Origin of the sequence: Bradyrhizobium sp. 141, from assembly GCF_023074055.1 — a bacterium.
GTDB lineage: Bacteria > Pseudomonadota > Alphaproteobacteria > Rhizobiales > Xanthobacteraceae > Bradyrhizobium.
Window position 1 is genome coordinate 72,826 of the sequence record NZ_JADPKR010000064.1, and the last position, 24,699, is coordinate 97,524.

Consider the following 24,699-nt stretch of genomic DNA (forward strand, 5'->3'; position numbering starts at 1 on the left):
AGACTCAAACCTTAAGAATCTAAGATTCTAGATTTGAGGAAGGCGCTACGGACGGATATGTGTGCAGGTGAGACCTTAACGAGTTCTTACTATCCCCAGTTCCTTTCGCTGGGCAGAAAAGCCGGACCGCGAAAATGTTCGAAGACGTCTATCTCTGGATCAAGGCGCTGCATGTGATCGCCGTCATCTCCTGGATGGCGGGCATGCTCTATCTGCCGCGGCTGTTCGTCTATCATTCCGAGGCCGAGATCGGCTCTAAGCAGTCGGAAACGTTCAAGGTGATGGAACGCCGGCTGCTCAAGGCCATCATCAACCCCGCCATGATCGTCACATGGCTGGCCGGGCTCTTTCTCGCCTGGTCCGGCCATTGGTTCTCGTTCGGCTGGCTGCACGTAAAACTGGCACTGGTCCTGGCGCTGTCGGCGGTCCACGGCTTTTTTTCCCGCTGGCTGAAGGATTTCGCTGCCGACCGGCGCCCGCGGAGCCAGAAATTCTATCGGATTATCAACGAGGTGCCGACCGTCCTGATGATTTTCATCGTCATCCTGGTGATCGTGAAGCCGTTCTAGGCAGGGTGCGTGACGATTAGCTCAGCGCTTCGGCTTGCGGAGCAGGGAGCGATTTTCTATATTAGCGATATCCCACCCAACGCAGGCGGATGTGGTTTTGTCTGAGCTTTCCAGAGGCCGGACACCGCATCAGGTTTGAAGCCTCACCGGCACTTAACCTTGCCAGACCTGCGGACCTTATCTTCTCACGTCCGCATTTCAGAGCCTCCTCGCACCCCCCTCCCAGGTTACCCCACAGGACCACCCCAATGCGGGAAATTAAACTCGAAGACCTCAAGTCCAAAACGCCGGCCGAGCTCGTCTCGTTTGCGGAGGAGAATGGGGTCGAGAACGCCAGCACCATGCGCAAGCAGGAGCTGCTGTTTGCCATCCTCAAGCAGCTCGCACTCGCCGAGACCGACATTGTCGGCCAGGGCGTCGTCGAAGTGCTCTCCGACGGCTTTGGCTTCCTCCGCTCGCCCGATGCGAATTATCTGCCGGGCCCCGACGACATCTACGTTTCGCCGTCGCAGATTCGCCGTTTCGGCCTGCGCACCGGCGACACCATCGAAGGCCATATCCGCAGCCCGAAAGAGGGCGAGCGCTATTTTGCGCTGCTGAAGGTCAACACGCTCAATTTCGAGGACCCGGAAAAGGCCAAGCACAAGGTCAATTTCGACAACCTCACGCCGCTGTTTCCGAATCAGCGTTTCCGCATGGAAATCGACGATCCGACGCGGAAAGACCTTTCTGCACGCGTGATCGACATCGTCGCGCCCATCGGCAAGGGCCAGCGCGCGCTGATCGTCGCGCCGCCGCGCACCGGCAAGACCGTGCTGATGCAGAACATCGCGCACTCGATCACGCATAACCATCCCGAGTGCTATCTGATCGTGCTTCTGATCGACGAGCGTCCGGAAGAAGTCACGGACATGCAGCGTTCGGTGAAGGGCGAGGTCGTGTCGTCGACCTTCGACGAGCCGGCGGTGCGTCACGTCCAGGTCGCCGAGATGGTGATCGAAAAAGCAAAGCGCCTGGTCGAACATGGCCGCGACGTCGTGATCCTGCTCGATTCGATCACGCGCCTTGGCCGCGCCTACAACACGGTCGTGCCGTCATCCGGCAAGGTGCTGACCGGCGGTGTCGACGCCAACGCGCTGCAGCGCCCCAAGCGCTTCTTCGGTGCCGCCCGCAACATCGAGGAGGGCGGCTCGCTGACCATCATCGCGACCGCGCTGGTCGATACCGGCAGCCGCATGGACGAAGTCATCTTCGAAGAGTTCAAGGGCACCGGTAACTCGGAACTGATCCTGGACCGCAAGGTCTCGGACAAGCGCACCTTCCCGGCGATCGACATCTCGCGTTCCGGCACCCGCAAGGAAGAGCTCATCACCGATCCGCAGGTGCTCAAGAAGATGTACGTGCTCCGCCGCATCCTCAATCCGATGGGGACGATGGACGCGATCGACTTCCTGCTCGACAAGCTGCGCTCGACCAAGAGCAATTCCGAGTTCTTCGACTCCATGAACACCTGAGTGCACTGCAGTATAGGCTACATAAGCTTAGAGGGCGCCTTCGGGCGCCCTTTTTGTTGTGCGGGTTTGTTGCAGAGAATGTGCAGCATGGAAGCCGGCGTGATGTTGGAGGGACCGCTTACCTAAGCTGTTGATTTATAAAAATAATCATAGATGGCTCAATGCCCCTGTGGGTCGAGGCTGGGAAAAACGCAGCAAAATGCTCAGGTTATATTGCATTGCAATATGAGTATTTGCTGCAGCAGTCAGCGCAGCAAGCCGTGCCTCTCTTGTCGTCCGGACGGACATTTGCCTTTTCGCCGGCAGCCGGACAAATAGGCCATGCATCCGCGAGACCAGACCATCTTTGCATTGTCCTCCGGCCGTGCGCCGAGCGCGATCGCCGTGGTCCGTGTGTCGGGATCGCAGGCGGGCCATGTGCTGACGACCCTTGCGGGCAAGTTGCCTGCGCCGCGGCAGGCGGGTCGCCGGCTGCTCCGCGACGAAGCGGGCCGGCCGATCGACGATGCGGTCGTGCTCTGGTTTCCCGGGCCGGCCAGCGCGACCGGCGAAGACATCGCCGAATTCCACGTTCATGGCGGCCGCGCGGTGCTGGCGGCGCTCCTTGCCTCAATTTCGGGTATTCGGAATACGCGGGCGGCCGAACCGGGTGAGTTCACGCGGCGTGCCTTCGAGAACGGCAAGCTCGATCTCACCGAGGCCGAGGGTCTCGACGATCTCATTCACGCCGACACCGACCGGCAGCGGCGCCAGGCGCTGCGGCAGCTGCAGGGTCTGCTCGGGGATCGCGCGCGCGACTGGCGCGAGCGGATCATCGAGGCGTCCGCGCTGATCGAGGCCGGCATCGATTTCTCCGATGAGGGTGACGTGCCGGCGGAACTGATGGCGCCGGCGGTGAAAGCGATCAAAGCCCTTCACGACGAAATCGCAGAAGTGCTTGCGGCACAGGGACAAGCTGAACGCTTGCGCGACGGTCTCGTGGTCGCCATCGCCGGCGAGCCAAACGTCGGCAAGTCGACGTTGATCAATCAACTGGCGCGTCGCGAGGTTGCGATCGTCTCGCCGCATGCCGGCACCACGCGCGACGTGATCGAGGTGCAGCTCGACCTCGACGGCTACCCCGTCACGGTCATCGACACCGCCGGCATTCGCGAGACCGACGATCCCGTCGAGCAGGAGGGTGTGCGCCGGGCGCGGGCGCGAGCTGGAAGCGCTGACCTCGTGTTGTGGCTGGCGGAGGGTGGTCAGGTCGTCGATCTGAACTCGATCCGCTCGCCATCGACGTCCGGCGCCGCGAGCGATCTGTCCAGTGGCTCGGTCTGGATCGTCCGCAACAAGATCGATCTCGGTGGGGTCGGGGCAGCGGGACCGCAGGGCGAGTTCGGGATCTCGGCGAGCCGGGGTGACGGCATTCCCGACCTGGTCGATGCGCTGGTGAAATTTGCGGCGGAGTTCTTCGGCACCAGTGAGGGTGCATTGGTAACCCGGACACGCCAGCGCGATCTCCTGCGCCAAGCGTCTGACAGCTTGCGCCGGAGTCTGGGGCTTGTAGAAGAGGGCGAGGAGCTGGCGGCCGAGGAGCTGCGTGCTGCCGCTTATGCCCTGGGTCGGCTGCTAGGCCGGGTGGACATCGAGGACGTCCTGGGGGCCATTTTCCAGAAATTTTGCATCGGAAAGTAGGGCTAGTTCTTCATTGTAGAATTAGACCTTGTTCCATTGCTTGCGTTTCACGTGAAACAGGTGGAACCGACCTGTTTCACGTGAAACAGACTACAGCCTCGGGAAACAGCCGCTTCGTAGCCCGGGTGGCGCGAACGGTAATCCAGGCACGACAGACAACTTCGCTCGACCACGACTGCCTACTTGTTTCACGTGAAACAGGGGTGCCGGGGGGACTGGTCTCGGCCGTCGAGCTGTCAGTCGGTTCGAGCGCAGCCAACCGCCGAGACTTGAAGATTCGGCTCTCAATCCCGTCATCGCGAGGAGCCCTTGCGACGAAGCAATCCAGACCGCCTCCGCGGGGGATTCTGGATTGCTTCGCTACGCTCGCAATGACGGAGTGCGGCCGACCATGCGCTCCATGATCCAATACCGTTGGCTAGGTCCCCAATCCTTCAGCTTCATCTCGCGGGCCGTCGGACCCTGTTTCACGTGAAACCTGATCAAGCCACTCGTCCTGCCCCTTCGAAACTGCAGTCGGAACAACGCTCTTTCTACTGTGCATGGGGTTGTTTTCGCGAAATGACATTTCGAGCTACGCGCCCCAGCCCCGTTTCACGTGAAACACCGGCCCCAGTTTCCGCTTCCGGCTTTCATGCCTCTGCGTTAGAAGTCCGCTCATGCGAACAGAGCGAGAGAGCTTCGACGTCATTGTGATTGGCGGCGGCCACGCCGGCTGTGAAGCCGCGGCTGCCTCTGCCCGGATGGGCGCAACGACCGCTCTGGTGACGCACCGTTTCTCCACCGTCGGCGCGATGTCCTGCAATCCCGCCATTGGCGGTCTCGGCAAGGGTCATCTGGTTCGCGAAGTCGATGCGCTCGATGGTCTGATGGGTCGCGTAGGGGATGCCGGCGGCATCCAGTTTCGCGTGCTCAATCGCCGCAAAGGTCCCGCCGTCCGGGGTCCTCGAGCCCAGGCCGACCGCAAGCTCTACGCCGCGGCAATGCAGGCCGCGATTCGGGAGACCCAGGATCTTTCCGTCATTGAAGGCGAGGCCGACGAGCTGATCGTGGCCGAGGGCCGGGTGGCGGGTCTTCGCCTGGCGGACGGCCGCGAGCTTCGAACAGGGGCTGTGGTCGTCACCACCGGCACCTTCCTGCGTGGTCTCATTCATCTCGGCGAGAAGAATTGGCCCGCCGGCCGTGTCGGTGAGGCCCCCGCGATGGGTCTGTCCGCTTCCTTCGAGCGTGCCGGCTTCACCCTTGGGCGGCTCAAGACCGGCACTCCGCCACGCCTGGACGGCACCACAATCGACTGGTCCGCGGTCGAGATGCAGCCCGGAGACGAGCCGCCGGAGCCGTTCTCGGTGATGACCGAGCGGATCACGACCCCGCAGATCCAGTGCGGCATCACCCGGACCACGGCCGCCACCCATGAGGTGATTCGCGCCAATGTGCATCGCTCTCCGATGTACTCGGGCCAGATCAAAAGCTCAGGCCCGCGCTATTGCCCGTCCATCGAGGACAAGATCGTCCGCTTCGGCGACCGCGACGGTCACCAGATCTTCCTGGAGCCGGAAGGGCTCGACGACAGCACGGTCTATCCCAACGGCATTTCGACTTCGCTCCCCGAGGAGGTCCAGCTCGCGATCCTCGCCAGCATTCCTGGCCTGGAGCAGGTCAAGATGGTCCGTCCGGGCTATGCCATCGAGTACGACCACATCGATCCCCGCGAGCTTGATCCGACCCTGCAGACCAAGCGTTTGCGCGGCCTGTTCCTGGCCGGACAGATCAACGGCACCACCGGATACGAAGAGGCCGCCGGGCAGGGCATCGTGGCCGGGTTGAACGCCGCGCTCTCCGCCAGCGGCGCCGCGCTGACGGTGTTCGACCGTGCCGATGGCTATCTCGGCGTGATGATCGACGACCTCGTCACCCGCGGGATCAGCGAGCCCTATCGGATGTTCACGTCGCGGGCCGAATACCGGCTGACGCTGCGGGCCGACAATGCCGATCAGCGTCTGACCGAGAAGGGGATCGCGCTCGGCTGCGTCGGCAATGCCCGAACCCAGCATCATCGCACCAAGATGGACGCCCTGAATGCGGCCAGGGCGCTGTCGAAGTCGCTCACGATCACCCCGAACGAGGCAATTAAGCAGGGGCTGTCGCTGAATCGGGACGGTCAGCGCCGGTCGGCCTTCGAGCTGATGGCCTATCCGGAGATCGGCTGGAGCCAGGTCCGCGCGATCTGGCCGGAGCTGTCCGGGATTGACCCCGTCATTGCGACCCACCTCGAGATCGATGCCAAGTACGATGTCTATCTCGAGCGCCAGAGCGCCGACGTCGAAGCCTTCCGGCGCGACGAGGGGATGGTGCTGTCGGAGGTCGATTACAGCCTCGTCCCCGGTCTCTCCAACGAGGTGCGAGCCAAGCTGGAGAAGGCGCGGCCATTCACGGTCGGCCAGGCCGGCCGGATCGACGGCATGACGCCGGCTGCGCTCGGCATCCTCGCGGCCTATCTCCGGCGCGAGGCACGGAAGACCTCCAAAGCAATCGCATAGGCGTTTCACGTGAAACAGCGCGGACCAGGCGGCGACAGGCCGCTATCGCGGCGACCCGGAACAGGTGAGGGCGCAGGTCAATCTGAACCGGCGCCAGCCAAACCGAGGATCGACAAGGCCAGTGCCAACGATCAGGCGTTTGATTCCATCATCGCCACGGACAAGCGCGAAGCCCTGAAGCTCGCGCCCGTTTCACATGAAACGGAAGCCCGGCTTGACCGCTACATTGCACTGCTCCGGGAGTGGCAGGCCAAGACCAATCTGGTCGCGCCCTCGACGCTGCCGCAGCTCTGGACCCGGCACATCGCCGACTCGCTCCAGCTCGTCGATCTCGCGCCCGCTGCCAAACGTTGGGCCGACCTCGGCAGCGGGGGCGGCTTTCCCGGTGTCGTGCTGGCCTGCGCCATGGCCGGGACGCCGGATGCGAGCGTCCATCTCGTCGAGCGGATCGCCAAAAAAGCGGCGTTCCTGCGCGAGGCGATTCGCGTCACCACATCTCCAGGAGTCGTACATCTCGCTGAGATCGGGGATAATGTGGATAGAATCACCGGCCCCGTCGATTGCGTCACCGCGCGTGCGTTGGCTCCGCTACATCAACTCATCGGCTTTGCGGAGCCGCTGATGCGCCAGGGCGCAAAAGCGCTCTTTCTCAAGGGTCAAGATGTAGAGGCTGAATTGACCGAAGCCGCTAAATATTGGAATATCGTGCCTCAGCTCCACCAGAGCCGCACGGGCGACGGCTGGATCGTGGAGCTCGATGCCGCCGAACGGCGCAGCTGAGGCGCCAGGGGTTGAGTGGGGAAATTCGATGACCGTGATTGACGAGCCGCAGCAAGAGCAGACCCAAGAGCCTGCCCAAGAACCTGCCCAAGAATCGGCCAGCGAGGTCCCGCACGGCCACCCGCGCATCCTGGCGCTGGCGAATCAGAAAGGCGGTGTGGGAAAAACAACCACAGCGATCAACTTGGGAACGGCGCTCGCGGCGATTGGCGAACGCGTCCTGATCGTCGATCTCGATCCGCAGGGCAACGCCTCGACCGGCCTCGGCATCGATCGCCGCAACCGCTCCTGCTCGACCTATGACGTGCTGATCGGTGAAGCCCCGCTGCGTGAGGCCGTGGTCTCAACCGCGGTGCCGCGGCTGCACATCGCGCCCTCGACCATGGACCTCTCCGGCCTCGAGCTCGAGCTCGGCACCACGCCGGGCCGCGCCTTCAAGCTGCGCGACGCCATCGGCGCGCTCAACAACAATGTCTCGCCGGACGCCGACTACACCTATGTTCTGATCGACTGCCCGCCCTCGCTGAACCTGCTCACGGTGAACGCGATGGCGGCGTCCGATGCGATCCTGGTGCCGCTGCAGTGCGAGTTCTTCGCGCTCGAAGGTCTGTCGCAATTGCTGCAGACGGTGGAGCAGGTGCGCTCGACGCTCAATCCGAACCTGTCGATCCACGGCATCGTGCTGACCATGTTCGACTCGCGCAACAACCTGTCGAACCAGGTCGTCGCCGACGTCCGTCAGTTCATGGGCGAGAAGGTCTACAAGACCATGATCCCGCGCAACGTGCGCATCTCGGAAGCGCCGTCCTACGGCAAGCCGGTGCTGGTCTACGATCTCAAATGCGTCGGCAGCGAAGCGTATTTGCGGCTCGCCACCGAAGTGATCCAGCGCGAGCGCGAGCTGCGGACGACGCATTGAGGATGTGTAGGGTGGGCAGAGGCGTCTTCGACGTGCCCACCGTCTTCCGCACACAACTGGTGGGCACGCTTCGCTTTGCCCACCCTACGAGAATTCAGTTCTGGAGTGCTGCACCGTGAATCCAAGGGAGCTGGCGATGGCCGATGAAGCGCGTTCGCGACTGGGCCGGGGTCTTGCAAGTCTGATCGGCGATGTCGGCGGCGAAGCCCAGCATGTCGATCGCCCGCGCGCGCAGCGCAAAGTGCCGATCGAGTTCATCAAGGCCAATCCGCGCAACCCGCGCCGGACCTTTTCGGAGGCCGAGCTGAAAGAGCTCAGCGAGTCCATCAAGCAGCACGGCGTGATCCAGCCGATCGTGGTGCGTCCGGTCAAGGGCGCACAGGACCGCTTCGAGATCATCGCCGGCGAGCGGCGCTGGCGCGCCTCGCAAATGGCCGGCCTGCACGAAGTGCCGATCGTCCCGGTCGACATCAGCGACAGCGACGCGCTGGAGTTCGCGATTGTCGAGAACGTGCAACGCGAAGATCTCAACCCGATGGAAGAGGCGCAAGGCTATCACGCGCTCGCCAACGAATTCAAACGCAGCCAGGACGACATTGCCAAGGTCGTTGGCAAGAGCCGCAGCCACGTCGCCAACATGATGCGGCTGACGAAACTGCCGGCCGAAGTGCAGGCCTTCATCGCGACGGGCGAGCTGACGGCCGGCCACGCCCGGGCACTGATCGGCGTGCCCGATCCGCTCGCAGCCGCCAAGCGCATTGTCGAGGAGGGCCTCAACGTCCGCCAGACTGAAGCGCTCGCGCATGAAGAGGGCGTGCCGGAACGCAAGCCGCAAAAGGCGCGCAGCACAGGGGGCAAGGAAAAGGACCCCGACACGATCGATCTCGAAAAGCGCGTCAGCGACGCGCTCGGCCTCAAGGTCACCGTCAATCACCGCGATCCCGGCGGCTCGGTCCAGATCAACTATCGCAACCTCGATCAGCTCGACGAGGTGATGAAGCGGCTGGCCAAGGGCGCGCTGTAGGCCACACTTTCGGTGTCGTCCCGGCGAACGCGGGGATGACAGCGGGTGTGTGGAGCGCATCTGCTTCCACATCGTCATTGCGAGCGCAGCGTTCTCCATTCTCGTGTCCCGGACGCGCTGCGACGCGCAGCGTTGCTGCGCTGAGCCGGGACCCAGAAGGCCAAGAACGAAATCGCAGAGGCATGGGCCCCGGCTCTGCAGCGCACCGCTAAGAAGCGCTGCGCTGCGTCCGGGGCACGAGAGAGTTGGGCCTATCCCCGCCGCTTCGCATTCGCGGCGATCGCCATCAGCGTGCGTTGGGCGATGGCGGCGGCGAGGGTGGATTGCTTGCGGGTGTCGAGCGCCGCGGTCGCCAGCTGCTCGATGATGGCGGCGAGCCGCGCCACGCTGAAATTGCGCAGCGCGGTTTCGACGGCGGGCTTTCGTGAGAAGTGCAGGCGCGGATAGCCGCTGTCGAGCACCGTGGAGGCCGGCGTGCCGTCGGCGATCGCGAGCGCCGATTTGTGCAGCCACGCGGCCTGGCGCTGCGCCGCCGAGATGATCACGCCGGGATAGGTGCCGGCGATCATGGCCTTGGCGAATTCGGTCTCGACGATGTCGGGCCGGCCGGCGAAGGCCCCGTCGACGATTGGATCGAGCTTCAGCTCGGAGGCATCGGCGACCACGGACATCACGTCGTCCAGCGTAATCTCGCCTTTGCCATGCGCGTAGAGCGTGAGCTTGCGCAGCTCGTTGCGCGAGGCCTGGCGATCGCCGCCGAGGAACGACATCAGCGCCGCGCGGGCCTCCTGCGCGATGCGTAAATTGGCGATCCGGAGCTCGTCTTCCATCAGCTTGGCGAGATCGCGCTCGGTGTCGGGATAGCAGCCGATCGCGACGGCGGCCTTGGCCTTCTCGCAGGCTTTGCGCAGCGGCGATTCCGGGCGCAGCTCGCCGGCCTCGATCACGATGCGGCAATCCTTCACGCTCATCTCTGCGAGCGTGTCGACGCCGCTGGCAAAGCTGCGCGAGCCGGCCCGGATGCGGATCGCGCGGCGGCCGCCGAACAGCGGCACGGTCATGGCTTCGTCGACGAGGCGGGACGGCTCGGCGGAGAGCTCGTCGCCATCAAGCTTGACCAGTGAGAAGGGATCGTTGGGATCGTCGACGGCAGAGGCGATCAGCGCATCCGCGCGCTCGCGCACGAGGCCGGCGTCGGGGCCGTAGAGCAGGATGATCGGACGGCCCGCATCGGGACGGGCAAGGAAGGCGTCGATCTCTTTTCCGCGCAGTGCGACCATGACCTAGATCGTCATTCCGGAGCGCGCGTAGAGCGACCCGGAATCCAGGGGTTGGGGATCGAGATTCTCAGGTGCGCAATTGCGCACCGTAATTCGCGCTTCGCACGCCCCGGAATGACGGGAATGAATCAAGTGCCGGCGGTGAAGAACGAGGCGAGCCGGGTCGTGATGTTCTCGGCGATCTCGGCGGCGGCGCGATCCTCGGCATCGCGCACGGCGCGGGTGCGCGAGAAGCGTTGATAGGACCCCGGCATGTCGTAGGACACACGTGAGAAGGTCGCGCCGGTCATGACAGACCTGCCGGTCGCGACCTCGATCAGATTGTACTGGGCGTCGACACCGAGATTTTCGCTGGTCGGCAGTCCCGTCGTGGAGCTGACGATCAGCGAGGAACGGCTGGTGGTGAAGCGGATGTCCAGCTTGTGGGTCGGCGGCATGCCCGTCGCGCTGCCGTAGAGCTTGAAAGCCAGCGCGTTGCGGATTTCGACGCCGACGCGGGCCTCGCGGGAGGCATTGGGCTTGCTGATCGGGGGCAGCTCGATGCCCATCAGCTTCTCGCGCAGGCCGGGGGTGCCGTCGCTCCGCTCGGCATACATCGGCTGGAAGCAGCCGGCCGTCAGCGCGGCCAAGGCGGCGACCGCCAGCAAGCGGGCTGCGATGCGGATCCTAGCCGACAACATTTACGATCCTCTTGGGGACGATGATCACCTTGCGGACGGGCTTGCCGTCCAGGGCCAGCTTTACCGCATCGAGGGCCAAAACGGCAGCCTCGATTTCCGGATTCTGGGCCGCTGTTGCAACTGTGACCTCACCCCGCTTCTTGCCGTTGACCTGGACCACCAGGGTCACGCTGTCTTCAACCAGCAAATCGCGTTCGATTTGGGGCCAATTGGCCTCGGAAACCAGCCCGCTCTGGCCCAGAACCTGCCAGCACTCCTCGGCGAGGTGCGGCATCATCGGGGAGAACAGCTGGACCAGGATCTGGCCGGCTTCCTGGATCGCCCAGGCGAGATCGGCTGCAGGCTGGCCGGGGCGCTGCAAGATTTCCGAGAAGGTATTGGCGAACTCGCGGATATGGGCGAGGCAGACGTTGAAGTGCAGCCGCTCGATCCCGGTGGTGACCTTGTCCAGCGCACCATGGGCGGCCTTGCGCAAGGCGGTGGCGTCGGGGCCGAAGCTGGCCGGTCGGGCCGCCGGTGCGCCCTTGCCGAACTCGACGGAATCGTTCACCAGCCGCCACAGCCGCTGCACGAAGCGCGAGGCGCCCTGGACGCGCTCATCGCTCCAGATCACGTCGCGGTCGGGCGGGGAATCCGACAGCATGAACCAGCGGGCGACGTCGGCGCCGTAGGTCTCGATGATGTCGTCGGGGTCGACCGTGTTCTTCTTCGACTTCGACATCTTCTCGATCGGGCCGATCTGGATGTCTTCGCCTGATGTGAGCAGCGTGGCGCGGCGTCCGTTGCCGCCGAGCTCGACCTTGACCTCGGCCGGCTGCACATAGGTGCCGTCGCCCTTCTGGTAGGTCTCGTGCACCACCATGCCCTGCGTGAACATGCCGGCGAACGGCTCGTCCAGCGCGATGTGCCCGGTCGCCTTCATCGCGCGGGTGAAGAAGCGGCTGTACAGCAGATGCAGGATCGCGTGCTCGACGCCGCCGATATACTGGTCGACCGGCAGCATCCGGTTGGCCACAGCGGGCGTCGTCGGCGCGTTCTCGTTCCAGGGATCGGTGAAGCGCGCAAAATACCAGGACGAATCCACGAAGGTGTCCATGGTGTCGGTTTCGCGCTGGGCCTTAGCCCCGCATTTCGGGCAGGTGACGTGCTTCCACGTCGGATGATGATCCAGCGCGTTGCCCGGCTTGTCGAAGCTCACATCCTCCGGCAGCACCACCGGCAGGTCGGCGTCCGGCACCGGGACCACGTCGCACTTCGGGCAATGGATGACCGGAATCGGGCAGCCCCAATAGCGCTGGCGCGAAATGCCCCAGTCGCGCAGGCGGAAGTTCACCTGCCGCTCGCCGACCGGCGCGTTGCCGCGCATCTCGTTTTCCAGGCGTTTTGCAACTTCATCCTTGGCCTGCTCGATGGTCATGCCGTCGAGGAAGCGCGAATTGATCATGCGGCCGTCACCGTCATAGGCTGTGTCGGTGATGACGAAGGTCTTCGGGTCCTGTCCTTCCGGGCAGACCACGGGCGTGTTGCCGAGATTGTACTTGTTGACGAAGTCGAGGTCGCGCTGGTCGTGCGCCGGACAGCCGAAGATCGCGCCGGTGCCGTACTCCATCAGCACGAAATTCGCGACATAGACCGGCAGCTTCCAATTCGGGTCGAACGGGTGCACCGCGCGGATGCCGGTGTCGAAACCCTGCTTCTCCGCGGTGTCGATGATCGACTGCGCGGTGCCGATCTTCTTGATGTCCGCGATGAATTCCGCGAGTTTCGGGTTCTTTGCGGCGGCGGCCTGCGCCAGTGGATGATCCGCCGAGATGGCCATGAACTTCGCGCCGAACAGCGTGTCCGGGCGCGTCGTGAAGATCTTCAGCTCGCTCTCGCCGGCCGGCGTCGTTGCCTGATCGAGCGCGAAGCGGACCAGCAGGCCTTCCGAGCGGCCGATCCAGTTGCGCTGCATCAGCCGCACCTTGTCGGGCCAGCGATCGAGCCCATCAAGCGCGGACAGCAGCTCCTGCGAGTACTTCGTGATCTTGAAGACCCACTGGCTCATCTCGCGCTGCTCAACGATCGCACCGGAGCGCCAGCCGCGGCCATCGATCACCTGCTCGTTGGCGAGCACGGTCATGTCGACCGGATCCCAGTTGAGCTTGCGCTTCTCGCGCTCGGCAAGGCCGGCGGCGAGCATGTCCAGGAACATCTTCTGCTGATGCTTGTAGTAGCTGGGGTCGCAGGTCGCGAATTCGCGCGACCAGTCCAGCGACAGCCCGATCGAGCGGAGCTGTTTCTTCATCGCGGCGATGTTGTCGTAGGTCCAGGCTTTCGGTGCGACCTTGCGCTCGATCGCGGCATTCTCGGCCGGCAGGCCGAAGGCGTCCCAGCCCATCGGGTGCAGCACGTTGAACCCTTTGGCGCGCATGAAGCGGGCCAGCACGTCGCCGAGCGTATAATTCCGGACATGGCCGATATGGATGCGCCCGGACGGGTAGGGGAACATCTCGAGCACATAATATTTCGGCCGCGAATCGTCGTTTCGAGAGACGAAGATCGCCTGTTCGTCCCAGAGGCGTTGCCAGCGCGGTTCGGCGTCGCGGGCGTTATAGCGTTCGGAGGTCATGGAATCGTTGGGGTTTTCGTGGGTTCGGCCGGCTCAAGACGGCGGACTAGGCCATAGAAGTCCTCAAGGGGTCAATGGGTTGCCGCGATCTGGAACTTTGCCCGCGCCTCCGCAGAACTACCAGGACCCGTGTTGGGAGGCGATTAAGGGCTCGATGCCAATTTGCGGCCTGACAGGACCGCATGACCGCGATGGATTCGAGCTTCGACGATCCCGATTACGACTATGCCGTCTCCATCGCCGGACGGGCGATGCGCAGCATGGCTGAACAGCGGATTGCGCCGACCCCGGCTAATTTTGCTGTCTGGTTCCAGTATTTCGCCGGCAGCCATGACGATCTGCGCAACGCGATCGATCTGTTGATCGACCACAATCGTGCCTTCGACGCCCGAACCAATCAGGACCTGTTCGAGACCTACGTCGCGCCCCAGGTGAGTGCCGCCGTGATCGACACGTCCGAGCGGCTGCAGGCTCTCATGGGGACGGCGAGGGAATTTCTGGCGACCGCGATCGCTGACAACCATTCACAGATGCAGGCCATCAGCCAGGTCGCGGACCAAGACAAGGCCGGTGTCGATCCGAAGGCGCTGGTCGCCCAGCTCATGAACGAGCTGGCGCGAGCCGCCACAAGGGCCATGCGGCTGGAAGCGGGCTTTGCGGAAAAGACCCGCGAACTCGACGTCATCCGCGATTCGCTATCGAGGTCCGAGGAACGGGCCCGGACCGACACGCTGACGGGCCTCGCAAACCGGCGGGCGCTCGACGAATTCCTGCGCAAGGCGCAGGTGACCGCGGCATTGGGCGAGCCGCTCAGCGTGCTGATGCTCGACATCGATCACTTCAAGGTCTTCAACGACAATTTTGGCCACGGCGTCGGCGACCAGGTGCTGCGTCTAATGGCGAAGGTGCTGCGCGAAAAGGTTCGCGAGCAGGATCTGCCGGCCCGATACGGCGGCGAGGAGCTGATCGCGGTGCTGCCGGATGCCGACCTTGCCGCTTCCGCCGAGACCGCCGAGCGAATCAGGCGCGCAATCGCCGACGCAAGGATCACCCGCCGCTCGACCGGTGAGATACTGCCCAATATCAGCGTGTCGATTGGCGTGGCGCAGTACCGGGTGGGCGAAGCGATCACCGATCTGATCGAGCGCTGCGACCGCGCACTCTATCTCGCCAAGGGTGGCGGCCGAAACCGCGTGGTGACGGAGATCGAGCTCGATCGCGCGGGAGCTGCAGGTTAGCCGTGAATCTCGGAGCGCTGCCTCTCTCACCGCAAGCGGGGCGAGGCGAAGGTAACGCCACTCGGCCGAGCTCAGCCCGCTGCCAGCATCATCTCGGCTGTGCCGGTGTCGATCACCTGCACGCCGTGCTCGACGACGTTGTTACGGCCGCGGTGTTTTGCGGCGTAGAGCGCGGCGTCGGCGGCTTCAATCAAGTCGCCCGGACGCAAGCTCTCGTTGGGCTTCGTCGCGGCAACGCCGATCGAGACCGTGACGATCATATGGGCTGACGTGATGTGCGGCAGGCAGAGCTTCAGCACGGCCGCGCGCACCTGCTCGCCGATTTCAACGGCGCGCGTCACGTCGGTGTTGGGCAGCAACAGGCAGAATTCCTCGCCACCGTAGCGCGCCGCGAAGCCCATGTTGTCTGCGGCAATGCCGGACAGGGATTCGCCGAGCCTGGTCAGGCAGGAATCGCCTTCGAGATGGCCATAGGTGTCGTTGAACAGCTTGAAATGATCGACGTCGATCATCAGCAGCGCGAGATCGCTGCCATATTGCTGCGCGCGCATCCATTCGAAGTCGAGCCGGCTCTGGAAGCCGCGCCGGTTGGCGAGCCCCGAGAGCATGTCGATCGAGGCCATCACCGTCAGCCTGTCGTTGCTCGCGATCAGCTCGCGCTCGCGCTGGCTCAGCTGCGCGGCCATCGCGTTGAACGCGCGGGCCAGCGGCACGAACTCGGCCGGCAGGCGATTGCGCGCCGCGCGGGCCGAAAGATCGCCCTCGCCGAGACGTTTGGCCATGTCGACGAGCATCTCGATCGGCTTGATGACGAGTTTTTCGGCGGCGATCAGCGCGCCGAGCAGGACGAAGACGACGACGAAAGCGAGCTGGAGATAGGCGGTGCGAATGTCGCGGCTCACCGCCTCGGACACCTTGTCTTCGTCGATGCTGGCGATCAGGCGGGCATTGGTGCCCGCGATGCGGATGTAGCTGACCGCGCGGCGGGAGCCGTCGGCGGCGAGGAAAGAGAGTGAGCCTTCATCCTGGTCGGACCGCAGCGCGCGATCGGCGATCGCGGACATCAGCGGCAAATTGTCGAGGGGCCGGCCGACCGCGCTGTGCTGATCGGCGGGGGCGGCCAGCACGGTGCCCGCGCTGTCGACCAGCACGGCGGTGATGCCGGAGCGGCCACCGAGATTGCTCATCACCTTCGACATCCAGTCGAGATTGACCGTGGCGAGCACGACAGCATCGGATACGCCACTGAAAGCGGACACCGGATAGACCGCCATCACGGTCGGCGTCGGCACCGGCCGCGACAGGATGAAATCACTCAGCACGAAGCGGCCGGTTTCCTGTGCCTGCTGGAAGTACGGCCGGTCACTGAGGTCGAGGCCAACATACATGTTGTTGGTGGCGCATTGAATGCGTCCGTCCTGACCGGCGATCAAAAGCGTGCGGATCCAGGGCAGGTTCGACGGCAGACTCGCGCGCAGCACGTCACAGCTCTTGCTGACGCCGCCGGCGGAGGCGCGGATGAAGGCTTCCGATTTCAGGATGGTCTCGACCGACGAGATCACCTCGCGCTGCGCATCGGCGCTGTGCCTTGCGACGGTGGTGAATTCAACCGTGGCCTGCGCGATCTGCCGGGCGCGGGTGTCTTCGAGCGAACGGATGCGCTCGAGCATCAAGGGCGCCACCAGAATCACCGCAAGCAACGCGAGCCGCGCCCGGATTCCGAGAACCTGCTTGAGTTTCGCTCGTTTGCGGTTGAGACTGATGCTTGCCATCTTCGCTACCCACCCCGTGGGCCAAGGTAAAGCGAAGGGTTCAAAAACTGTTGCTTGAACTCGGTAAAATTGGACTTACCTCCGGTTACGGGCACAACCAAACGACGCCATGACAGAAGCCAATGCCGCGCCGGTAACCGGCCATTCACCAAACGCGCTCGCCACGGTCGAAGCCGAAATCGCCCGTGCCTGCAAGGATGCGCGACGCGATCGCGCCTCCGTGACGCTGATCGCGGTGTCCAAGACTTTCGCCGCGGATGCCATTACCCCGATCATCGCCGCCGGACAGCGCGTATTCGGCGAGAATCGGGTGCAGGAGGCCAAAAGCAAGTGGCCCGCGTTAACGTCTGTTTACTCCGACATCGCGCTGCATCTGATCGGCCCGCTGCAATCCAACAAGGCGAAAGAGGCGGTCGCGCTGTTCGATGCCATCCATTCGGTCGACCGTCCGAGCATTTGCCAAGCGTTAGCCAAGGAAATCGAATCCCAGAACAAGCACCCGCAGCTCTTCGTCCAGATCAACACCGGCGAGGAGCCGCAGAAGGCCGGCGTCGCGCCCGGCGAGGCCGACGCCTTCCTCGCCAGCTGCCGCGACACCTATGGGCTGACGATCTCCGGGTTGATGTGCATCCCGCCGGTCGATGAGCCGCCTACGGCGCATTTCGCGCTGACCGCCAAGATCGCCGCGCGCAATGGATTGACGAATCTCTCGATGGGCATGAGCGCGGATTTCGCCAACGCGATCATGTTAGGTGCCACCCATGTGCGTGTCGGGAGCGCGATCTTCGGGCACAGGTAATTGCATGAGGCCGTTTACACGAACCCCACCGACACCTTCCCCAGCACACCAAAATCCACCGCAAAATGATCGCCGGCCTGAATCGGCAGCGGCGGATGGCACGTGCCTGTCGTCACGACCTCCCCTGCCCGCAAGGTGATGCCGAGCCCGCGCAGCTCGTTGGCAAGCCAGGCGAGCGCGGCACGGGGATCGCCGAGCACGTTCTTGCCGTGGCCGATATAGCGTTGGCCGCGCAGCGTGATCGCTGGTCGCTCCTCGACGAGATCCATCGCCCGCCAGTTCGCCGTCGTCGCCGTCCCCAACACGAACAGATGCGCGCAGGCATTGTCGGCGATGAGCTGCGCCTCGCCGGCGCTGGCGAAATCGCCAAAGCGCGAATCGGGAATCTCGATCGCGGGATGGAAGCTCTCGACGGCGGCCAGAACCTCGTCGACCGTGTACGGCGCCGCGCGCGGCGGCAGATCGCGTCCCATCCGGAAGGCGAATTCCGGCTCGCCGACGCGCATCTCGTTGCCCTTCATCGACGCAGTGCCGCCATCGGCGATCACGGTGTCGCTCATGATGCGGCCGGCCAGCGGCCCGGTGACGTTGATGTGCGTCTGTCCTGATACGCTGGTGGCCGCGATCTTCCAGCCGAACAATTTTCCACGCGACAGCGTTTCGAGTCCGGCCTGAACGGCATAGCCCTCCGTGCGGCTCTGTGGCCGCAAGCGCGCCTCCAGTGCATCAAGCTTGGTGCCGTCGCGCCAATGCTGAAAGAGAATGCGTGATGCGTTGGCGGCCTTATCCTTGTCGAGCATATGGCCTCACCCGATGATGATTTTTGTTCTTGGTCCCAATCGCCGCAGCAATTGCAGCATCGCCGATTTCGTCATGGAGACGCAGCCCGCGGTCGGACCGAAATTGTCGCGGGCCAGGTGCAAAAATACCGCGCTGCCACGGCCGGCGATCCGCGGCCTGGTATTGTGGTCGATTTCGATGATGAAGTCATAGAGATGGTCGGTGCGCTTGAGCCGGTCACCGCCCTGCCCCTCGCCGAGCCGGATTCCCTGATTGTAATGGCGGTCGCTGGGATCCTCGCACCAGGCGTCCGCGCCAGCGATGATCCGGGCCGGCAAGAAACTCTGCGGCCGGCTGTGCCGGTCGCCCCGCCACCACAACCGCCTGGGACGGAAGCTGCCCCTGGGGGTGCCGCCGTCGCCCTCGCGCTTGTTGGCCAGGATGCCGCCACGCCCCAGCGCGACCGGTATGGTCAGCGATCCCGCCGTCAGCCAGCCTCTGCGCGGATTCCCGGCTGCAGGCTTAACGCGGATCACGGAGAGCGGTCCGGCGCTTCGATTCATGGTGTAACCAACTGAAGCTGCTTTGTTTTTCATGTGTAAATGCGATGTCGAATTCATTACAGGACATTCATCAAAGCGCCCTGCTATTCTGGGTTAGAGTGGTTCTGGCTTGTGAATCGGTAACAGCCCACTACTTCAACACGAACAACAATAATAACGGCGACCCCTAAACTTCCCTCACGGCTGGTGCAGCATGCATGCGCGCCGAGTCGGACCCCAAAAGGATGACCCCCTATGGCCAATGCCCGCAAGATCCTGATCGTGGATGACGATACCGATCTGCGCGACACGTTGGTGGAGCAATTATCGCTACACGAAGAGTTCGAAGCCTCCGCCGTCGATACCGGCGCCAAAGGCGCGAGCGCCGCCAAGGCCAATGCCCCCGATCTCGTCTTGATGGATGTCGGCCTGCCCGACACCGACGGCCGCGAAGTGGTCCGCTCGTTGCGCAAGGGCGGCTTCAAGGCCCCGATCATCATGCTGACCGGGCACGACACTGATTCCGACACGATTTTGGGGCTGGAATCCGGCGCCAACGACTATGTGGCAAAGCCCTTCCGCTTCGCCGTCCTGCTGGCCCGCATCCGCGCCCAACTCCGCCAGCACGAGGCCAGCGAGGACGCGGTGTTCTCGGTCGGCCCCTACTCCTTCCGGCCCGGCTCCAAGATGCTCACCGCCGCCAATGCGCGCAAGGTGCGGCTGACGGAGAAGGAAACCGCCATCCTCCGCTTCCTCTACCGCGCCGGCCAGATGCCGGTCTCGCGCGAGACCCTGCTCCAGGAGGTCTGGGGTTATAATTCCGGCGTCACCACCCATACGCTGGAAACCCACATTTACCGCCTGCGCCAGAAGATCGAGAAGGACGCCGCCAACCCGGAAATCCTGGTCACGGAAGCCGGTGGCTACAAGCTGGTGCCGTGATACGCTTGAAGGGCGTGCGAATCGTTTTAGATCGCATGCCCTTGAGCCTCGGATCTGAATGTCAATCGACGACGACGTAGCGCTTCTCGAGCGTGTCCCGACACTGCGCCTGTTGGGAGATGCCTCGTTGCGCATGCTGGCGATCGGCTCCGAGCAGCGTGACTTCGTCCGCGGCGACACCCTGTTCAATCTCGGCGACGATGCCGATGCCGGCTTCGTGGTCCAACGCGGCGCCTTCCGGGTCGACGACGGCGCCGGCGCCGAAATGATCGCCGGTCCCGGCGCGTTGATCGGCGAGCTCGCGCTGGTAGTGCCGATGAAGCGACCGTCGAGCGCGATCGCGCTGGAGCACTCCTCCGTCATCCGCGTCGCCCGCAGCCTGTTCCAGCGCGTGCTGGAAAGCGACCCCGCCGCTGCGGTTCGCCTGCGCGACGAATTCGCGGTGCGCTCCAGCCAGATCGCCAGCGACATCCTGATGGCGGGTGCGAAGCTGACGTCGTGAGATGGTAACGCTTCGTAGCCCGGATGGAGCGGAGCGCAATCCGGGATCTACGCTTCGGAAAGACTGCCCCGGATTTCGCTGCGCTTCATCCGGCTACGGGACTGGCGGCGTCAAACCTCCAGCGTCACCGTCACCGGCACATGGTCCGACGGCCGTTCCCAGCTCCGCGCGTCGCGAAGAACGTTGAAATCACTGACCGCGTCCTTCAGCGCGCGCGAGACCCAGATGTGGTCGAGCCTGCGGCCGCGATCGCCGACGGTCCAGTCGGGGGAGCGGTAACTCCACCACGTGTAAACCTTCTCCGACATCGGAATGCGGTCACGTGCGACGTCGACCCATTCGCCGGCTGCGAGCGCGGCCTGCAGCTTTTCGGTTTCGACAGGCGTATGCGAAACCACTTTCAGAAGCTGCTTGTGCGACCACACGTCGTTCTCGTGCGGGGCGACATTGAGATCACCGACCAGGATGTGGCGATCCTCCCCGCGCGGATGCAGCGGCTCGCATGCCTTCATCTCGTCGAGGAAGCGCAGCTTGTGGTCGAACTTCTCGTTCAGCGCGGGATCGGGAATGTCGCCGCCGGCGGGGACGTAGAAATTATGCACCACCAGCGGCTTTGCGATGGCTGCCTTCTCGCCGAACGACACCGAGATGTGCCGCGAATCCACCTTGTCGCAGAAGGTGCGGATGTCTTTCGACTCGAATGGAATCTTCGAGACGATGGCGACGCCGTGATAACCCTTCTGCCCGTTCAGCGCGACGTGCTCGTAGCCGAGCCGCTTGAAGCGCTTCAGCGGAAAGGCATCGTCGATGCACTTGGTCTCCTGCAGGCACAGCACGTCCGGCCGCGCACTCTTGAGGAATTTCGCGACCAGATCGATGCGCAGCCGCACCGAATTGATGTTCCAGGTTGTCAGGGAAAGACGCATGAGGGATGCGTCTTAGCAAGCTCTCGTAGGGTGGGCAAAGGCGCAAAGCGCCGTGCCCACCGTCTTTTCGGGTGCGAGATGTGAGGGTCTGGTCGTGCTCTCGTAGGGTGGGCAAAGCGAAGCGTGCCCACGTGCCGATCGCGAGGAGGAAAGATGGTGGGCACGGCGCTCTGCGCCTTTGCCCACCCTACGGCAGCGGAGCGCTCAACCCGGCGCGGGGCCGTAATTGGTAAAATCGATCTTGAACATGCCGGGATCGAGCTTCTTGCTCGAATCCAGATTGTAGACAGCGATCGTGGTGTCGTAGCCCTGCGGGTCGGTGACGGTCCACTGCTTCAGCTGGCCGTCCTTGGCGCCGAACATCAACAGGAGGCGGCTGGTGCCGACGAGCGCCTGCTTCTCCTCGATGGTGACGCTGACGAAGACGTCGTCGGCGGAGACGTTGACGACGTTGGTGTCCTTCATCAGGTCGATGCGGTCGGACAGCAGGAAGCGCAGCGGCGTCTGCGACAGCGGATAGACGTCCTGGGTCGCGAGCTTGCGGTCGCGCACCACCAGTGACGATCCGTCCGCGACGATGTCGATCGGGCTCGGCGCGTCATATTCGAAGCGCACCTTGCCCGGCTTCTGAATGTAGAAATCGCCTTGGGTCTTGCTGCCGTCGGGGCCGACCTGGACGAAATTTCCGACCAGCGTCGACAGCGAGGACAGATAGGCGCTGACCTTGGCGGCCTGCGCCTTCTGGTTGGCATCGAAGGTCTGGAAGATGCTGCTCGGCACGTTGCGGCGCGGATCCGGGATCACCGGATTCGGCGGCGCTTGCGTCGCGCCGGTGACAGCGGGCCCACCGCCTCCGGATTGAGCACCATCGCGGCCCTTCGGCGCGGGCTTCGGCACCGGCACGGTCTGCGCAAGCGACGTCGCAGTCACCATCGCGGCAGTGACGAGCAGCACGCCGGCCACGCGCGCGCTTCGCGCGGCGATGGTGGCAGCGAATCGAATGTCCGGATGTCTGATCAACGCGTCGTCCTAATGTGGCTGGGCGTCTTTTAGCGTGATTTCGGGCAAAAGCAGATAACGATTTCGCGTGAAATGATGTGTTGAGGCTCCTTGCCTCACATATGGCTGTCTTCTTCCTCGACCAGAATCTCGCGCTTGCCGGCGTGGTTGGCGGGCCCGACGATGCCTTCCAGTTCCATGCGCTCCATCAGCGATGCGGCGCGGTTGTAGCCGATCTGCAGACGGCGCTGGATATAGCTGGTCGATGCCTTGCGGTCGCGTTTGACGATCGCAACGGCTTGCTGGAACAGATCGCCGCCGCCATCCCCGCCCATGCCGGTCGCGTCGAACACCGCGCCGTCCTCGTCCTCGGTCGGCTCCTCGGCGGTAACCGCTTCGAGATATTCCGGTTGTCCCTGCGTCTTGAGGTGACGCACCACCTTCTCGACTTCCTCGTCGGACGCAAAAGGTCCGTGCACGCGGCTGATGCGGCCGCCGCCGGCCATGTAGAGCATGTCGCCCTGGCCGAGCAGCTGCTCGGCGCCCATCTCGCCCAAAATGGTGCGGCTGTCGATCTTCGAGGTGACCTGGAAGGCGATGCGGGTCGGGAAGTTCGCCTTGATGGTGCCGGTGATGACGTCGACCGACGGACGCTGCGTCGCCAGGATCACGTGCAAGCCGGCGGCGCGCGCCATCTGCGCGAGGCGCTGCACCGCGCCTTCGATGTCCTTGCCGGCGACCATCATCAGGTCGGCCATTTCGTCGACGATGATGACGATATAGGGCAGCGGATCGAGCGAGAGCTTCTCTTCCTCGTAGATCGCCTTGCCGGTCTCCTTGTCGAAGCCGGTATGCACCGTGCGCGTCGGCTCTTCGCCCTTGGCCTTCAATTCGAGCAGGCGCGTGTTGTAGCCGTCGATGTTGCGCACACCGAGCTTGGCCATGTTCTTGTAGCGCTCTTCCATCTCGCGCACGGCCCATTTCAGCGCGACCACCGCCTTCTTCGGGTCGGTCACGACGGGCGTGAGCAGATGGGGAATGCCGTCATAGACGGAGAGCTCGAGCATCTTCGGATCGACCATGATCAGGCGGCACTGGTCCGGACGCAGCCGGTAGACCAGGCTGAGGATCATGGTGTTGATCGCGACCGATTTGCCGGAGCCGGTGGTGCCGGCGATCAGCATGTGCGGCGTGCGCGCGAGGTCGATGATCACAGGATCGCCGCCGATGGTCTTGCCGAGGCAAAGCGGCAGTTTAGCAACCGTATCGGTCGCCTCTTTCGCAATCAGCAGTTCGCGCAGATAGACCTTTTCGCGATGCGCGTTCGGCAATTCGATGCCGATGGCGTTGCGGCCGGGCACGACGGCGACGCGCGCGGACAGCGCGCTCATCGAGCGGGCGATGTCGTCGGCAAGTCCGATCACGCGCGACGACTTGATGCCGGGCGCCGGCTCCAGCTCGTACAGCGTGACGACGGGACCGGGGTTGGCCTTCACGATCTCGCCGCGCACGCCGAAATCCTGCAGCACGCCTTCGAGCGAGCGCGAATTGGTTTCCAGCTCGGCCTTGCTGAGCGGCTGGCGGTCGCCGGCCTTCGGCGCGGCCAGCATGGAGACCGAGGGAAGGTCGAACTTGTCGGAGGATTTCTTGGCAGGGGTCTTCGGGGCAGCCTTCTTGCGCGGGGCGCGCGCAGCGGGCTCCTCTTCCTCCTCCTCCTCGTCTTCCTCTTCTTCGTGCTGGTCCTCGTCATCCTCCTCTTCGGGCTGCGGCGAGATCGAGGGCGCAGCGCGGCCGCCGCCGAGATTCGGCTCCTGGCGGCTGAACGCAACGGCTTTTGTCTTCGGTCCGCTCGAGACCAGCGAGCGATAAGCGGCACTGAACAGCCAGATCAGCCGCGCCTTCGTGCTCATCAGCGCATGGAACAGCCAGCCCAGCGACACCGAACCGCGATCGCTCCCCTCGTCTTCGTCGAGCGGCTTGTCGTCATCCTCGATCTCCGCGAGCTCGTCGTCATGCTCACGGGCGCCAAGACCGCAGGCGATCAGGAAGGTCGCGGCCAGCGCGGCGAACAGGATCGTGCCCAGCACGATGCGATAGATCGTGCCGGCCGGTCCGAAAATCACCGCGGGCGCGCGCACCAGGGCGTCACCGACCACGCCGCCGAGGCCGGTCGGCAGCGGCCATGCGCCGCCATGCGGCCAGCAGCTGACGAAGCCCGCCGCGATCACCGTGCAGAGAATCCAGGAGCCGAGACGCAGCGCCTCGCGGTCGAACGGGCGATGCGTCATCATGCGCCAGCCCCAGACCGCGACGGTCAGGACCAGCATGATCGCGCCGAGCCCGAGAATCTGCATCGCAAGATCGGCGCCGATCGCACCGGCATAGCCGAGGATGTTGCGGATCGGCCGCGAGGTAGCATGGCTGAGGCTGGGGTCCTGCACCGACCAGGTCATCAGCGCGGCTGAGGCGACGCCGGACAGTGCGATCAGGCCGAGGCCGGTGAGCTCGCGCATGCGCCGCGCCAGGCCCTCACGGATCGATGGCGGCAGATGGCCGACCAGTGGAATGACACGTTCGATTGCCGACATGCTCATGGGCCCCG

General features: G+C 64.0%; 20 protein-coding genes. 11 read left to right on the top strand and 9 right to left on the bottom strand.

Annotation, left to right across the window (positions count from 1 at the left end):
• The first annotated feature begins 134 nt into the window (after positions 1–134).
• The 7 genes from hemJ (at position 135) to IVA81_RS18535 (ending at position 9,026) form a co-directional block, all read left to right on the top strand.
• Positions 135–569 (top strand): protoporphyrinogen oxidase HemJ, encoded by a 435-nt coding sequence (hemJ, locus tag IVA81_RS18505; protein ID WP_247320624.1) that lies wholly within the window; start codon positions 135–137, stop codon positions 567–569.
• A gap of 248 nt (positions 570–817) precedes the next feature.
• The gene (gene rho / locus IVA81_RS18510; RefSeq protein WP_008133567.1) at positions 818–2,083 is read left to right on the top strand and encodes a transcription termination factor Rho; all 1,266 of its coding nucleotides are present in this window, start codon (positions 818–820) and stop codon (positions 2,081–2,083) included.
• A gap of 321 nt (positions 2,084–2,404) precedes the next feature.
• The gene (gene mnmE / locus IVA81_RS18515) at positions 2,405–3,763 is read left to right on the top strand and encodes a tRNA uridine-5-carboxymethylaminomethyl(34) synthesis GTPase MnmE (RefSeq protein ID WP_247320626.1); all 1,359 of its coding nucleotides are present in this window, start codon (positions 2,405–2,407) and stop codon (positions 3,761–3,763) included.
• Between the two features lie 659 nt (positions 3,764–4,422).
• Positions 4,423–6,303: a tRNA uridine-5-carboxymethylaminomethyl(34) synthesis enzyme MnmG gene (mnmG, locus tag IVA81_RS18520; protein ID WP_247320638.1), complete on the top strand. Its 1,881-nt coding sequence runs from the start codon at positions 4,423–4,425 to the stop codon at positions 6,301–6,303.
• 147 nt (positions 6,304–6,450) lie between these two features.
• Complete coding sequence (gene rsmG / locus IVA81_RS18525; RefSeq protein WP_247320839.1) at positions 6,451–7,083, top strand: 16S rRNA (guanine(527)-N(7))-methyltransferase RsmG; 633 nt, start codon at positions 6,451–6,453, stop codon at positions 7,081–7,083.
• A 28-nt stretch (positions 7,084–7,111) separates the two neighbouring features.
• The gene (locus tag IVA81_RS18530) at positions 7,112–8,002 is read left to right on the top strand and encodes a ParA family protein (RefSeq protein ID WP_247320640.1); all 891 of its coding nucleotides are present in this window, start codon (positions 7,112–7,114) and stop codon (positions 8,000–8,002) included.
• Between the two features lie 136 nt (positions 8,003–8,138).
• Positions 8,139–9,026, top strand: coding sequence for a ParB/RepB/Spo0J family partition protein (locus tag IVA81_RS18535; RefSeq protein ID WP_247320642.1), 888 nt, complete (start codon positions 8,139–8,141; stop codon positions 9,024–9,026).
• A gap of 251 nt (positions 9,027–9,277) precedes the next feature.
• On the opposite strand, the gene holA is transcribed toward IVA81_RS18535, so the two are convergent.
• The 3 genes from holA to leuS form a co-directional block, all read right to left on the bottom strand.
• A complete protein-coding gene (holA, locus tag IVA81_RS18540; protein ID WP_247320643.1) occupies positions 9,278–10,306 on the bottom strand; it encodes a DNA polymerase III subunit delta in 1,029 nt (342 codons plus the stop codon).
• A gap of 128 nt (positions 10,307–10,434) precedes the next feature.
• Positions 10,435–10,986 (bottom strand): LPS assembly lipoprotein LptE, encoded by a 552-nt coding sequence (lptE, locus tag IVA81_RS18545; RefSeq protein WP_247320645.1) that lies wholly within the window; start codon positions 10,984–10,986, stop codon positions 10,435–10,437.
• Complete coding sequence (leuS, locus tag IVA81_RS18550) at positions 10,973–13,597, bottom strand: leucine--tRNA ligase (RefSeq protein WP_247320647.1); 2,625 nt, start codon at positions 13,595–13,597, stop codon at positions 10,973–10,975. The genes lptE and leuS overlap by 14 nt, the downstream gene beginning before the upstream one ends.
• A gap of 191 nt (positions 13,598–13,788) precedes the next feature.
• Between leuS and IVA81_RS18555 the strand changes: the two genes are divergently transcribed.
• Positions 13,789–14,835 carry a GGDEF domain-containing protein gene (locus IVA81_RS18555; protein ID WP_247320841.1) on the top strand — a complete coding sequence of 349 codons (1,047 nt, stop codon included), beginning with the start codon at positions 13,789–13,791 and terminating at the stop codon, positions 14,833–14,835.
• Between the two features lie 71 nt (positions 14,836–14,906).
• Here IVA81_RS18555 and IVA81_RS18560 read toward each other — a convergent pair whose 3' ends face one another.
• Positions 14,907–16,607 (bottom strand): diguanylate cyclase, encoded by a 1,701-nt coding sequence (locus IVA81_RS18560; protein WP_247320649.1) that lies wholly within the window; start codon positions 16,605–16,607, stop codon positions 14,907–14,909.
• 109 nt (positions 16,608–16,716) lie between these two features.
• Between IVA81_RS18560 and IVA81_RS18565 the strand changes: the two genes are divergently transcribed.
• Complete coding sequence (locus IVA81_RS18565; protein WP_247320650.1) at positions 16,717–17,406, top strand: YggS family pyridoxal phosphate-dependent enzyme; 690 nt, start codon at positions 16,717–16,719, stop codon at positions 17,404–17,406.
• Positions 17,407–17,420: 14 nt separating this feature from the next.
• Here IVA81_RS18565 and IVA81_RS18570 read toward each other — a convergent pair whose 3' ends face one another.
• Both IVA81_RS18570 and IVA81_RS18575 read right to left on the bottom strand, forming a co-directional pair.
• Entirely contained in the window at positions 17,421–18,206 is a 786-nt protein-coding gene (locus IVA81_RS18570; RefSeq protein WP_247320652.1) for a fumarylacetoacetate hydrolase family protein, read from the bottom strand.
• A gap of 6 nt (positions 18,207–18,212) precedes the next feature.
• Entirely contained in the window at positions 18,213–18,782 is a 570-nt protein-coding gene (locus IVA81_RS18575; protein ID WP_247320843.1) for a L,D-transpeptidase family protein, read from the bottom strand.
• Between the two features lie 201 nt (positions 18,783–18,983).
• Between IVA81_RS18575 and IVA81_RS18580 the strand changes: the two genes are divergently transcribed.
• Together IVA81_RS18580 and IVA81_RS18585 are read left to right on the top strand one after the other, a co-directional pair.
• Positions 18,984–19,670 (top strand): response regulator transcription factor, encoded by a 687-nt coding sequence (locus IVA81_RS18580; protein ID WP_007598630.1) that lies wholly within the window; start codon positions 18,984–18,986, stop codon positions 19,668–19,670.
• Positions 19,671–19,728: 58 nt separating this feature from the next.
• Positions 19,729–20,172 carry a cyclic nucleotide-binding domain-containing protein gene (locus IVA81_RS18585; protein ID WP_194405284.1) on the top strand — a complete coding sequence of 148 codons (444 nt, stop codon included), beginning with the start codon at positions 19,729–19,731 and terminating at the stop codon, positions 20,170–20,172.
• 110 nt (positions 20,173–20,282) lie between these two features.
• Here IVA81_RS18585 and xth read toward each other — a convergent pair whose 3' ends face one another.
• From xth to IVA81_RS18600, 3 genes are all read right to left on the bottom strand, one after another.
• A complete protein-coding gene (gene xth / locus IVA81_RS18590; protein ID WP_247320654.1) occupies positions 20,283–21,098 on the bottom strand; it encodes an exodeoxyribonuclease III in 816 nt (271 codons plus the stop codon).
• A gap of 204 nt (positions 21,099–21,302) precedes the next feature.
• Positions 21,303–22,061 (bottom strand): outer membrane lipoprotein carrier protein LolA, encoded by a 759-nt coding sequence (locus tag IVA81_RS18595; RefSeq protein WP_247320845.1) that lies wholly within the window; start codon positions 22,059–22,061, stop codon positions 21,303–21,305.
• Between the two features lie 152 nt (positions 22,062–22,213).
• Positions 22,214–24,691: a DNA translocase FtsK gene (locus IVA81_RS18600; protein ID WP_247320656.1), complete on the bottom strand. Its 2,478-nt coding sequence runs from the start codon at positions 24,689–24,691 to the stop codon at positions 22,214–22,216.
• Between the last annotated feature and the right edge of the window lie 8 nt (positions 24,692–24,699).

Coding starts and splice junctions, on each gene's coding strand:
- hemJ (WP_247320624.1), top strand. CDS start 135: ATGTTCGAAGACGTCTATCTCTGGATCAAGGCGCTGCATGTGATCGCC.
- rho (WP_008133567.1), top strand. CDS start 818: ATGCGGGAAATTAAACTCGAAGACCTCAAGTCCAAAACGCCGGCCGAG.
- mnmE (WP_247320626.1), top strand. CDS start 2,405: ATGCATCCGCGAGACCAGACCATCTTTGCATTGTCCTCCGGCCGTGCG.
- mnmG (WP_247320638.1), top strand. CDS start 4,423: ATGCGAACAGAGCGAGAGAGCTTCGACGTCATTGTGATTGGCGGCGGC.
- IVA81_RS18530 (WP_247320640.1), top strand. CDS start 7,112: ATGACCGTGATTGACGAGCCGCAGCAAGAGCAGACCCAAGAGCCTGCC.
- IVA81_RS18535 (WP_247320642.1), top strand. CDS start 8,139: ATGGCCGATGAAGCGCGTTCGCGACTGGGCCGGGGTCTTGCAAGTCTG.
- holA (WP_247320643.1), bottom strand. CDS start 10,306: ATGGTCGCACTGCGCGGAAAAGAGATCGACGCCTTCCTTGCCCGTCCC.
- lptE (WP_247320645.1), bottom strand. CDS start 10,986: ATGTTGTCGGCTAGGATCCGCATCGCAGCCCGCTTGCTGGCGGTCGCC.
- leuS (WP_247320647.1), bottom strand. CDS start 13,597: ATGACCTCCGAACGCTATAACGCCCGCGACGCCGAACCGCGCTGGCAA.
- IVA81_RS18555 (WP_247320841.1), top strand. CDS start 13,789: ATGGATTCGAGCTTCGACGATCCCGATTACGACTATGCCGTCTCCATC.
- IVA81_RS18560 (WP_247320649.1), bottom strand. CDS start 16,607: ATGGCAAGCATCAGTCTCAACCGCAAACGAGCGAAACTCAAGCAGGTT.
- IVA81_RS18565 (WP_247320650.1), top strand. CDS start 16,717: ATGACAGAAGCCAATGCCGCGCCGGTAACCGGCCATTCACCAAACGCG.
- IVA81_RS18570 (WP_247320652.1), bottom strand. CDS start 18,206: ATGCTCGACAAGGATAAGGCCGCCAACGCATCACGCATTCTCTTTCAG.
- IVA81_RS18575 (WP_247320843.1), bottom strand. CDS start 18,782: ATGAAAAACAAAGCAGCTTCAGTTGGTTACACCATGAATCGAAGCGCC.
- IVA81_RS18580 (WP_007598630.1), top strand. CDS start 18,984: ATGGCCAATGCCCGCAAGATCCTGATCGTGGATGACGATACCGATCTG.
- IVA81_RS18585 (WP_194405284.1), top strand. CDS start 19,729: ATGTCAATCGACGACGACGTAGCGCTTCTCGAGCGTGTCCCGACACTG.
- xth (WP_247320654.1), bottom strand. CDS start 21,098: ATGCGTCTTTCCCTGACAACCTGGAACATCAATTCGGTGCGGCTGCGC.
- IVA81_RS18600 (WP_247320656.1), bottom strand. CDS start 24,691: ATGAGCATGTCGGCAATCGAACGTGTCATTCCACTGGTCGGCCATCTG.